Source organism: Dyadobacter sp. HNCC25DJ183 (genome assembly GCF_056895175.1).
Genome location: NZ_JBXHAP010000004.1, coordinates 173611 through 185701, shown reverse-complemented (window position 1 = coordinate 185701; position 12091 = coordinate 173611). Strand labels below are relative to the sequence as shown.

Here is a 12091-nt window from a genome sequence, read left to right as displayed (position 1 = left end):
TTTGCCATTAACCTTCCTCGTCTGTATTCTTGATCTTCATCAAAAGCGCATAAGCATTTTTGACAACCAGCCTGGTGCCGGTACTGATGCCATTTCCTTCAATCTGCTGGCGGCCTTCATGTACAAGTCCGGGCGTTATTTTCACCATTTCAAATTGCCCGCTGCCGCTGTCTGTGAATACATAAGAGTTGTTTTCCCAGCGCACGACCGCGTCTTCGGGTACGGTAAGTACCTTTTTGTTGCTGATAGCCACCTCGCCATTTACAAACATGCCCGGCACGAGCGTGGGACTGTACTTTTCAAAATGACAATGCACTTCGGCCATTCTGTCCTGATCCAGGTTCTTGCTGATCAGGATGATTTCAGCTGCGAATTTCTTATCGGGCTCGCTGTTCGTGTAGGCCGTGACGCGCTGCCCGATCGAGAGCGATTGCAGGTCTTTCTCAAAAACATTCAATGCAAGGTGGATATCTTTCGGATCCACCAGCTCGAAAAGCATGTCGGTCGGAGAAGTGTATTTACCCACATTTACATTCACCTGTGACACAAACCCATTGATAGGGGATACAATCGGTACGGACTTTGAAATATTGTCCGCCTTCAACCCGGAGGGATTAATACCGATCACTTCCAGCTTTCTGGCTAGCGCATTCATCAGGATACGCTGGGTTTCCATTTCTGCCCGCGCCTGTTGAAAAACTTTGTCACTTGCCGCCTTGGTTGCATTCAGGTCGCGCTGGCGCGCAAACTCACTTTCTGCCAATGTAAACTTCTCCCGGGCAGTCAGGTAATCCTGCTGGAGCTGGATGAACTGCATATCTTCCAGTTCAGCAAGTACCTGCCCTTTTCTGACGTGCATGCCCGGCAACATTCGGGTTGATTTCAGGTAGCCGCCGAGCGGGAAGCTGAGGCTCACGGTACTCTGCGGAGGTACGTCTATCTTGCCGTGCAGGTTGAGTGTACCACTAATATTTTCAAATTCAGGTGTCCCTACTTCAATGCCCACCCGCTGCATTTGCTGTGTACTGAAAGATACCAGCTGTTTCGAAGACGAAGTTGCAGCGGTATCTGCCGCCTGGTTGTTATCCGGCGTTTCTGTGCGGCCGCCGCAGGCTGAAAGCAGGCAGGCGAACAGGCCGGTATAAAGATATGTTTTCATGGTAAATGCCTAGTTATTAGTGAGTTTCAGTAATTGTATGACGGCCTGGTTATAGCTGTTCAGCGCCTGGATGTAATCTGTTCTGATCGTGATAGACTGGTTAACCAGGAAAGTCCATTGCATAAAATCGATCTCGCCCGCCTGGAACTGCTGGTCGGCCGTGGCGATTATCGCCCCCGCATTGCGCAGCCCCTGCTTATCGAAGTAATCGAGACTCTGACGGAATTTCACGACAGTCGCCTGTGCATTGCCCAGCTCGGTTTGCAGCTGTGCGCGCAGGTATCCGGTCTCTTTTTGTGTTCTTTCAAAATCAGTTTTGGCAGCAGCTATCTTCGCCGATTGTGCCTTGAAAAACAGAGGGATACCAATTCCTGCATTGACATAGTGAAACCTGTTTTTGCTGCGATACGTGATCTCCTGTCCATCCACGAGCTGGGAGCCATTTATACTCAGGTTATTGTAACCAATGGTCAGGTCGGGCAGGAGCCTGGCTTTTTCGTTTTTCCAACGAAACTCCGAAGCTTGTTCCTGACTTCTTGCCGCATCCAACAGCGGAAACTGACTAGCGACGGAATCCTGCATGGTCAGCAGGTTTTCAATGCGCGGGCTTTCTGCCTGCGGAACGTACCGGACACTGTCCTGCAAAAACAAATTGAAAGAACGCACCGTGATAGCAAGGTCACTGTCTAGCAGGTTGAGCTGGTTCGTAATCTGCTGGCGCTGCGATTCTGCGGCTGTTTTTTCGAGAATGTTGGCTTCTCCTTTTTCAAACCGCATATTAGATTTTGATTCAAAAAGGGTGTAAATGCTGTCTGCGTACATCAGCAGCTTCCTGCGCTCGGTGAGATGGATGTATTCGTAAAACAGCTGGCGCACCTGCGTCTTTAATTCCAGCTCGGTTAGCCTCGTCTGCGCCTGCGCGGATTGGAAATTAGCTTCCAGGACCTTTCGCTGGCTGTTATATACCGCCGGAAAGCTGAAAGTCTGGCTGATCCCGAACCGGGTATCCGTATTGACGCTGTTGAACTTGCCCACATCTGCATTGATGCTGGTTTTGTTAAGGTCAAAAGCGCTGGACTGCAATTGCCTGCTGCTTTCTTCACTGAGCCTGGCGCTTTGTACTCTGAGGTTTTTTTGTTGGGCAATGGAGATTGCGGTTTGAAGATCAACCGGTTTCAGAGACTGCGCATTTGTGTTTTTTGGAATAAAAACAAAAAGTAGCAGGACCAATGCAGCGGCAGCAGGCGGCAGTTTCTTCTTACCCTCAAACAAAAGGTACAATGCAGGTAACACGAACAACGTGAGCAGGGTAGCGGTAATCAATCCGCCGATCACGACCGTAGCGAGCGGCCGCTGTACCTCGGCTCCCGCGCCATTGCTGAGCGCCATAGGCAGGAACCCGAGCGAGGCGACAGCGGCGGTCATCAAAACAGGACGCAGCCTGTTGCGGGTACCCGTGAGTACCAGGTCTAGCGGATCGGTAATGGAACCCTCCGCTTTGATCCTGTTGAACTCCGAAATCAATACGATCCCGTTCAGAACGGCTACACCAAAGAGCGCGATAAATCCTACGCCGGCGGAGATACTAAAGGGCATATCCCGCAAAGCCAGCGCAAAAACGCCACCAATCGCGGAAAGCGGAATGGCAGTGTAAATCAATGCGCCTTCGCGTACCGACGAGAATGCAAAATACAGCATCAGGAAAATGAGGAGCAATGCGACCGGCACCGCCACGCTCAGGCGGGCTTTGGCTTGCTGCAGGTTTTCAAATGCGCCGCCGTAAGTCACACTGTAACCCGGGTCAAAGCGGATTTTAGCGTCTACTTTCTGTTGCAGCTCTTCTACGATCGACTGCACATCCCGGCCTCTCACGTTAAACCCGACGATGATCCGGCGTCTTGTATTTTCACGCTGAATCTGGTTCGGGCCTTCCACCTCCGCGATGCGGGCTACCTGGTAAAGCGGCACCTGAATGCCCGACGGCGTGGATATGGGCAGGTTTTGAACATCGGTTATATTTTTCCGGCCTTCGCTGCCGACACGTACCACGAGGTCAAACTTCTTTTCACCTTCGTAAATCTGCCCGGCGGCTGCTCCGGCGAATGCAGCGTTGATCGTGCGGTTGATATCTTCGATGTTGAGCCCGTAGCGCGCGATCTCGCTCCGGTTAAAATCGATCACGATCTGCGGCATGCCGGTTACTTTTTCGACATACCAGTCTGCGGTACCTTCCACTGTTTTGGAAATGTCGCCGAGTTGCTCCGCGTAAGTAGCCAGTTTGTTCAGGTCTTCACCGAAGATCTTGCAAACAACATCCTGCTTGGCTCCCGTCATCAACTCGTTAAAACGCATTTGAACCGGGTACTGAAAGCCGGTGGTAATGCCCGGAACTACCTCCTGTGCAGTTTTGGCCATTTTGTCTGCCAGCTCGGGGAAGGTAGCGGCGCTGGTCCATTCTGATTTGTCTTTCAAAACGATGATCATATCGCCGCCCTCTATTGGCATAGGGTCGGTAGGTATTTCTGCGCTGCCGATGCGGGAGACTATTTTCTCTACCTCGGGATAGGCATTTTTCAAACTCTCCGAAACGCGGTTGATCGCGTCGATCGTGGTACTCAGGTTCGTCCCTACCAGCAGCCGGGTTTCAGTGGCAAAATCACCTTCTTCCAGTTGGGGGATAAACTCTCCGCCCATTTGTGAAAATGTAAAAACAGCCACACCAAACAATGCGAATGCGGCAATTACAAGCGCTTTTTTGAAACCCAATGCGCGGATCAGCAGCTTCTGATAACCAGCTTCAAGTCGTGCCATGATGCGGTCCGACCAGTTAGGCTCACGGGCTATATTCCGGCTGATGAAAACCGCGCTGATCATCGGTACATAAGTAATGGAAAGTATAAATGCGCCGAGGATAGCGAATGCTACGGTTTGCGCCATGGGCTTGAACATTTTACCCTCAATACCCGAAAGGGAGAGGATAGGTAGGTAAACAATAAGGATGATAATTTGTCCGAAAACAGCGGCGTTCATCATCCGAGAGGCCGAGCCTGTTACTTCACGGTCCATTTGCTCCCGCGAAATTACCTGCACGCCTGCGTACTGGCGCGATGAATGCAGATGGTGCAATATCGCCTCCACGATAATTACTGCGCCGTCGACGATCAGACCGAAGTCCAGCGCGCCAAGGCTCATCAGGTTTCCGCTTACACCGAAAGTATTCATCATGGCGATCGCAAAAAGCATGGAAAGCGGGATCACCGAAGCGACGATAAGTCCGGCGCGCAGGTTACCGAGGAAGAGTACCAATACCAGCACCACGATCAATGCACCCTCCGACAGGTTTTTTTCGACGGTACCAATCGCATTATTCACCATTTTGGTCCGGTCGAGGAAAGATTCGATTTCCAGACCTTCGGGTAATGTTTTCTGAATTTCGGCAATGCGGTTTTTGACATTCTTGATCACATCTGACGAATTGCCGCCTTTCAGCATCATCACGATCCCGCCCGAAAGTTCACCTTTGCCCGCCATGGTCAATGCGCCGTAACGGATTGCTGATCCGAGCCTCACTTCGGCAATATCGCGCACCAGTACGGGCGTGCCGTTTGCATTGGTTTTGACCACGATTTGCTGAATATCCTCCATGGAACCTGCCAGACCCACACTCCGGATGTAAAGTACGGTAGGGCCTTTTTCAATGTAGGCGCCGCCGGTGTTCTGGTTGTTTTTTCCCAAAGCAGTGAATACGTCGCTGATGGTCAGGTTCAGAGATTTGAGCTGCACGGGATTGACGGCCACTTCGTATTGTTTCAGCTCTCCGCCGAAAGTGGATACATCGGCTACGCCTGGTGTACCCAGCAGCTGACGCTTGACAATCCAGTCCTGCGTTGTGCGCAGGTCGGCCAGCGAGTACTTTTTCTCGAAGCCAGGCTTGGGTTTGATTACATACTGATAAATCTCACCCAGGCCCGTTGTCACTGGCGCAAGTTCCGGTGTTTCTGCATTCTCATCGATCTCAACCTGGGCCAGCCGCTCGGTTACCTGCTGTCTGGCCCAGTAAATATCTGAACCGTCTTCAAAAACAATGGTAATCAGCGAAAGCCCGAAGCGCGAGAGGCTGCGGCTTTCTTTGAGGCCGGGGATGTTGCTGGTAGCCTGCTCAATGGGAAATGTAATCAGGCGTTCCACGTCTTCGGCGCCCAGCGAAGGCGCGGAAGTAATTACCTGTACCTGGTTGTTGGTGATATCGGGAACTGCATCTATAGGTAGCTGCGTCACTTCATAAATCCCGTAGGAAACCCACAGGAACATGAAGAGCGCAATCATCAGTTTGTTATGAACTGAGAATTGAATGATCTTATGAAGCATAAAGATTGGAGAATAAATACATAGCAAACATGCTATGGGCCCGACTGGAAGTGAGCGCATAGTGCCGACAGGACAGACTTATCCTGTTGTATGTAGGTATTTAAACTCGCGGCGGGCGGAAAAGCGAGCCCAGCGCAGCATTGTAATGCCCCTGCGGTTTGTCGGGGCCGTAATCTGCCTTTACAGGCCAGTAGGTATTTTTGAAAGTAAATGTGTTTGAAAAGGGAACGAAAAGGAAGCTGGTATGCTGGATCTCAAACTTCTTGAATGGAAGCTGCATATCCTTTTCGTCATCATTATCATCCATGTCGTCGCCCCAGTAATGCATGGAAAGGAAGTCTAAAAAGCTGATTTCCTGGTTCAAAGCTTTGTGCTCCACAAAGTGCCGGATCAGGGAAGGCACCTTGAAAACCTGGTACAACGAAGTGGTGTCCAGGATCAAAATGGTGAGCATCAAATGTAAAATCAGCTTTTTCACGACTCTAAAATAGACCCGGATAGTTGCTTATGCAAGCATTTGCATGAATTGCAGTCGAATATGTCTCCCATAGGGACTATAGATTCGCATATGCAGACACGAATGCGATCCAGTCAGATCCGAACGGGACAGTCAGGTATTTGCCTTGCGGTGTAATGAGGATTTTGGTCGGATAGCCTGGAACCGGATAGGTTTTCTCGATCTGCTTGTCGGACATCGCAACCGGGAACGACAGCTTCTTTTCGTCCATATAAGCGGCCACTTTGGCGTCAGTGTCGCGGCAGGCGATTGTTAGCAGGGAAATCGTATCCGGTTTTTTCAGGATGGTATTCTGGTAGAACTTCTGCATATCGGGATGTTCTTCCCGGCAAGGCCCGCACCAGGTTCCCCAGAAGTCGATCAACACCCATTTGCCTTTGGCTTTTTCGGTTGAGAAGACCGATTTGTCTCTCATTTCAAGCGCAAATGCAGGTGCATTGCTGGCCCGTTCATTGATATGATGGAGCCAGTAGGTGTTGAAATCAGTCTTGTCGCTGCTTGCAATCGCAAACAGTTCTTTCAGATCATTTTTATATCCTGGTTCATCGAGCGCCATCTGCAGTAGTACCTGCAATGCCAGCTTCTCGTTTCCTTTCTGACTTCGCAGGTATTGATAGTAATCATTCTGAAATCCATTTTTGAAACTTCCGAAAAGAAGTACGCTATCGTAAAAGTATGCGGCAGTCCGGTTTCTGTCGGCCAGATCGGGACTGAATTCGTACGCCATTTGCAGGTGTCGTTGCTTTTCCAAACCTTCTGTTCTCTCCGATGCAAGGTAATTGACTGACGCCAGCATAAACCGGTGCCACGAGCTGTAGTTACTTTGTACAGATGCGGAGCCGGTGGAAGGGGCGGCTAGCTGGCTTGTCAATTTTGTGTTGATTGCATTAAGCAGCTGGGAGGCGAGTGGCTGCAGCATTGTGTTTTGGTTAACAATCCGGTAGATCTGCAAGCCGTATCGCGCAGCCCTGTACTTGTAAACATCTCCCGAAAGTTCGATCTCTATAAATTCCTTGGTGAGCCTGCGCAAAGCGGCAGAATCTCGGCTCGCATCCTGAATCTGGCTGTATTTGTAGAGCGGTGCCATGTTGCGGCTCAGGAGCTTGCTGGTATCCTGTGCCAGCTGGGCGAGCAGCTGCTTTGTAAACGGCAGCCTCTTCCGTTGCGCATTCGCTCGCGCTGTATCTGTGTTGTCAACAGGATCAACGAGGCCCTGAGCTAAATGGTTATGGATAACGTCAGTGAGAAGGGGAATGAAAAGCGTATCTGATGCGAGTAGATTTACAAAATGCCGGGCGGAATCAATGTTGGGCTTTGCCTGCGTGAATCGCATGAACTGATTGAACGCATTGAATGCAGCCTCACCTTTTTCGACAGACTGGGCGCGCACCGGGGTCCATATCAAACCGATCAGCAATATAAGTGCCCCAAGCGGCACGGAATGAAGGTGTACTTTTCTCATGGCAACGCCGGTTAAGTTTTGATACCAAACCTAAGTACGCACTAACTTTACTGCTTGTGGCTGAGATACAGATACTTTTGTGTAAAATAAAATAGAGATAGCTGGCGGGGTTAACCCTGTTTGTCATTCTTTTCAGGAAACCAAACTGTGTTCCACCAGAAGTTATGCAGGTTCTGGAACTCGCTTTCCCATTTGGATTTGGAACTGCCTTTGATCATATATCCATTTGCCTTGTTAATGTAGCTCTCCTGTATATCCTTCGGATCGTCGGAATAGCTGAAAACGATCAGCGGAATAGCGAGCAGCCGCTGGGAGATCAGGGCTTCGCGGATATTGGTAAGCAATTCGATGCCCTTATTCCGGGTGGGGAAGTAGAGGTCCAGCAGCACTAAATGGGGTTTTTGCTGCATCGACGGCAATTCGTGCCTGAAAAAGTGCAATACCTGTTCTTCCAGTCCCAGCTCAATTACTTCCACTTCCGGCATCGTCTGCTGTATCGCCGAACGCACAAAAACCATATTGTCCAGGTCGTCTTCGATCACTACTATGCTGGTATCGCGCAGGTTAGGCTTGGAAATGGGCTCCGTCATACCGTGATATGCATGGAGAAAACAAACATCAATGGATTGTGCGAGGTGCGTGTATTCCAGCTCTGTGACCGGTTTTACGATGTAAGCGTTGATGCCGGCCTCGTAGGCCTTCGTCACGAGCGCGTCGGTGGATGTGGTGGACATCATCAGTACCGGGATATGTTGTGCCCGCACATCGGCTTTCAGCAGAGGAATGGTTTCCAATCCGTTCATACGGGGCATATTCATGTCCATCAGTATCAGGACCGGGTCGTCGAAATTTTTTCTGGAAGTGATCAGTTGCACCAGCTTTTCACCGTCGCTTACCTCGATCACATGTACATCGCTGATGACGCGTTCAATAGCGTCCCGGATCAACATCCGGTCGTCCTCATCGTCGTCAGCTAAATATATCGTTTTCAATGTACAGTCATCAATGTTCTAACCCATAATACCGTTCGTGATGGTATAAAAACAATGCCAGTCGGTCACTTTTTATGACGCTTTCACCCCCCATTTAAGCCGGAAATACACCCGCTTGCCAGGCAGCGTGTTTTTTATTTTTGTGTATTGAAAAACAAATAGTTACAAATGAGCCTAACAGGGGCCTTTTGTTGCGGAAGCGAAAACAAATGCAGGAAAAAGATGGCGGTATATCCCTACCTGACCTTTAATGGAAATTGTGGTGAGGCCATGCAATTTTATCAGGCTTGCTTCGGTGGTGTGCTGCAGTTGCGGTACCTTGGAGAATCGCCCCAGGGCAGTACAATGCCGCTTGCGATGCAGCAGCTTATTGTGCAGGCAAGTCTTATTTCCGAGCACATCCGCCTTTTTGCGTCTGACCTCGGCAATGAGGAGGGGCATTATGCAGGCAACAGCATTTCGCTGCTGATCGGTATGTCGCGCAGCGAAATGCTCGGTGAAATATTTAATAAACTGGCATGCGAAGGGGAAGTTACAGCTCCCTTGTCGCCGGGGCTCAAAAAAGGCCAGTGGGCTACACTCACAGACCGTTACGCAGTTCAATGGATTTTCGAAGTGCAGTAATTGTAATGAAGTCTCAGGGCTGGGAATTATTGTAGTAGGTAAAATCCTTGGAGATTAACCCGTTTTCTATGGTAAATATGGTACAGATCGGCAGTCGGAAAGTTGATTTATCCGGCGCCGTGCCGGTTGATACAAACTCGACAACGATGTGGTTTTCACCCGAAGGATATACATTCACCACCTCGTCTTTCAGGTCCGAGATCATTTGCGCCATTTCCGAATATTTCTTCTCGGTCTGCGCCCGGGTTTGCTTTAGGGTTTCTGTACCAAGTGAAGGATCCTTGAACTCGGCCGTTTCGGTGTACATAGCGGCCATTTTATTGAATTCATGCTTGTTGAAATGTTCGAAATACTGTCTCACGAGCTTCTCATTTGCGGTAACTGTGCCGGCGTTTTCCTGTTCGGGGGTTTCAGCCTTTTGGGGATTGTTGCAGCCGGAAATGGCGGAGATGAGGAGGGCACTGAGCAGTAAGTTCTTCATGAAACAGAAATGGTTGGGTGAGAGATTTGTTTTTGGGATAATGGCCGAAAGTAAACAATAACACCCACTTAATGAGTAAGAGGAGCAGTCGGCTACTTTTGTCAGACAATGTGATCTTATGAAAATGAACATTTACAGCCGATTTTTATTCCTGTTACCCCTGCTCGGAACGCCTGTGTTGAAGGCCCAGTCCGTTCGCGAACTTTCCAGTATTCAGGTCAAAGAAGCCAAGCAGGCAGTGGCTGTCGACGGCGGGTTTTTCTACGTAATTAATAACAGTACCATCAGTAAATACAGCAAAAAGAGCAACACGCTTGTTAAAACCTGGGACGGTGAAAAAGACGGGATCAAGCATCTGAACAGCGGCGTGGTGATCAAAGGAAAGCTATATTGTGCCAACACCAACTATCCCGAGATCCCGATGGCGAGTTCCCTTGAAATCTTCGACGTCAATTCAATGGAACACATCGGCAGTCACAGCTTCGGCATTGCACCGCACGGGTCGCTCACCTGGGTCGATCAGAAAGATGGATCATGGTACGCCGGTTTTGCGCATTATGGCGGAAAAGAAGCCAGCGAAGGGCGCGATGTACGCTGGACGTCGCTCGTCAGGTTTGATATGGAATGGCGGGAGCTCGAATCATGGGTTTTTCCTAAGAACCTGATTGCTCTTTTTACTCCTAAAAGTAACTCCGGCGGAGGCTGGGGTGCTGACGGCAACCTTTACTGTACCGGTCACGATCGCGCCGAGCTATATGTGCTGAAATTGCCGAAATCGGGATACACCCTGGAACATGTAGCGACAATCCCGGCACCGATCGAAGGGCAGGGCATCGCATTTGATCATACAGTGAAAGGTCCGGTTGTGCTCTACGGCATCAAACGGTCCGAGAATGCGGTAACAGTTTCAGAAATTAAGTGAATGAGTGAATTAATTAATGAATGAATCATGAAAAAGTTGTTTGTAATACTTACCTACTTGCTTCTTTTACCCGGGTTGACTGTACTGGCGCAGACTAAAAAGCCCGGCGCGAATCCAAAAAACAAAACCCTGATCGTGTTTCTTGACGGGCTCCGGCCGGACTATATCACGGCTGGACAAATGCCAAATCTGTTTGCATTCAAGGAAAAGGCCGCATTCGGTGCAAATCACCACAGCGTTTTTCCTACTGTAACACGCGTCAATTCGGCTTCCTATGCAACGGGTTCTTACCCGGGTACACACGGGTTGCTGGGTAACGCGATTTACATTCCGCAAGTAAACCCAAATGCGGCGATCGGGACTGGCTACGGTGATCTGAGCAAGATTCCGGCTGCTACCCGCGGCGACATCCTGACTGCGCCTTCACTGGGTGAACTGCTTGAGTCGGCAGGAGAGCGCATGATGGTTTTTAGTTCAGGTACCACCGGACAGGCTTTTTTACAAAACAATAAAGTAAGCGGAGGCGCCATTGTAAATCCCGACCTGATCCTGCCGGACGCATTTAAAGCGCAGGTTCTGGCAGAAATGGGGGAAGCGGGTAAGGAGGATTTTGACAGACATAAATGGGTCACAGATGCTTTGCTCAAATACGGACTTGCTGCAAACGGGCCGCTGGTCAGTGCGATCTGGCTGTCGGACCCTGACGGCGCGGCACATGAAAACGGAATTGGATCACCCGAAGCGGTGGAGGCGATCAAATTTGTAGACGAGCAGTTCGGACGCATAATGGATGCGGTTCAGAAGCAAGGACTTTCCGATAAGCTGAACATCATTATCTCGACAGACCACGGCTTTGTTACCCAGATCGGAAGCATCAATCTGACCGAATTCCTGATCCAGGAAGGTTTAAAAAAGGATAAGGAGTCGGATGATGTGATTGTAGCAGAGGGAAGTATTTACGTAAAAGACCAAAATCCCGAAACGATACAGAAGATAGTCACTGCATTGCAGGAGGAAGAATGGATTGGTGCCATTTTTACCAAAGCGGCACAGGAGGGAGACGTAAATGGCTGGATACCGGGCACATTCGCGTTTGACGCTGTTCACTTCAACCATCCACGGGCGGGTGATATCCTGGTTGCGCCGGCCTGGAATGATGTGAAAAATGAAAAGGGCTTTGCGGGTACCGACTACACCAAAGGGAAAGCCGGCCACGGCGGGTCCAGTCCTTACGAGATCCACATTGCACTTTTTGCAAAAGGTCCCGATTTCAGGAACGGACTGACTACCGAACTTCCAACTTCTAATATAGATATAGTACCTACGATATTACAGATTTACAACATTCCCCAGCCCGCTGGAATGGATGGGCGCCCTGTTTTGGAATTATTGAAAAAACCTTCCAAATCCACTGGGAAGGTGAAGAAGGAGTCGCTCAAAACGGAGGTTAAGCATCCGTGGGGTACTTATTTCCTGACTTTGGAAATGTCGGTATTGGGCAAGTACAGGTACTTCGACCACAGCCAAACCGAGCGGGTTTTCAGCAAGTAAGATCACCACTTACAT

9 protein-coding genes are annotated in these 12091 nt (G+C 49.8%); 3 read left to right on the top strand and 6 right to left on the bottom strand.

The genetic code is table 11. The features are described 5' to 3' along the window. Positions 1 to 7 precede the first annotated feature (7 nt). The 5 genes from AC1XTG_RS11350 to AC1XTG_RS11330 form a co-directional block, all read right to left on the bottom strand. On the bottom strand, positions 8 to 1159 hold the full coding sequence (locus AC1XTG_RS11350; RefSeq protein ID WP_484842074.1) for an efflux RND transporter periplasmic adaptor subunit: 1152 nt from the start codon (positions 1157 to 1159) through the stop codon (positions 8 to 10). A 9-nt stretch (positions 1160 to 1168) separates the two neighbouring features. Beyond that, positions 1169 to 5527 (bottom strand): CusA/CzcA family heavy metal efflux RND transporter, encoded by a 4359-nt coding sequence (locus tag AC1XTG_RS11345; RefSeq protein WP_484842073.1) that lies wholly within the window; start codon positions 5525 to 5527, stop codon positions 1169 to 1171. Between the two features lie 100 nt (positions 5528 to 5627). After that, the gene (locus AC1XTG_RS11340) at positions 5628 to 6005 is read right to left on the bottom strand and encodes a hypothetical protein (protein ID WP_056282617.1); all 378 of its coding nucleotides are present in this window, start codon (positions 6003 to 6005) and stop codon (positions 5628 to 5630) included. 76 nt (positions 6006 to 6081) lie between these two features. Then, a complete protein-coding gene (locus tag AC1XTG_RS11335) occupies positions 6082 to 7506 on the bottom strand; it encodes a TlpA family protein disulfide reductase (RefSeq protein WP_484842072.1) in 1425 nt (474 codons plus the stop codon). 110 nt (positions 7507 to 7616) lie between these two features. Next, complete coding sequence (locus tag AC1XTG_RS11330) at positions 7617 to 8498, bottom strand: response regulator (protein WP_484842071.1); 882 nt, start codon at positions 8496 to 8498, stop codon at positions 7617 to 7619. A 222-nt stretch (positions 8499 to 8720) separates the two neighbouring features. On the opposite strand from AC1XTG_RS11330, the gene AC1XTG_RS11325 reads away from it, so the two are divergent. Then, positions 8721 to 9122, top strand: coding sequence for a VOC family protein (locus AC1XTG_RS11325; RefSeq protein WP_484842070.1), 402 nt, complete (start codon positions 8721 to 8723; stop codon positions 9120 to 9122). Positions 9123 to 9135: 13 nt separating this feature from the next. On the opposite strand, the gene AC1XTG_RS11320 is transcribed toward AC1XTG_RS11325, so the two are convergent. Continuing rightward, complete coding sequence (locus tag AC1XTG_RS11320; RefSeq protein ID WP_484842069.1) at positions 9136 to 9603, bottom strand: nuclear transport factor 2 family protein; 468 nt, start codon at positions 9601 to 9603, stop codon at positions 9136 to 9138. A gap of 118 nt (positions 9604 to 9721) precedes the next feature. On the opposite strand from AC1XTG_RS11320, the gene AC1XTG_RS11315 reads away from it, so the two are divergent. Further along, the gene (locus AC1XTG_RS11315; protein ID WP_484842068.1) at positions 9722 to 10525 is read left to right on the top strand and encodes a hypothetical protein; all 804 of its coding nucleotides are present in this window, start codon (positions 9722 to 9724) and stop codon (positions 10523 to 10525) included. 27 nt (positions 10526 to 10552) lie between these two features. Further along, the gene (locus AC1XTG_RS11310; RefSeq protein WP_484842067.1) at positions 10553 to 12076 is read left to right on the top strand and encodes an alkaline phosphatase family protein; all 1524 of its coding nucleotides are present in this window, start codon (positions 10553 to 10555) and stop codon (positions 12074 to 12076) included. Positions 12077 to 12091: the final 15 nt, after the last annotated feature.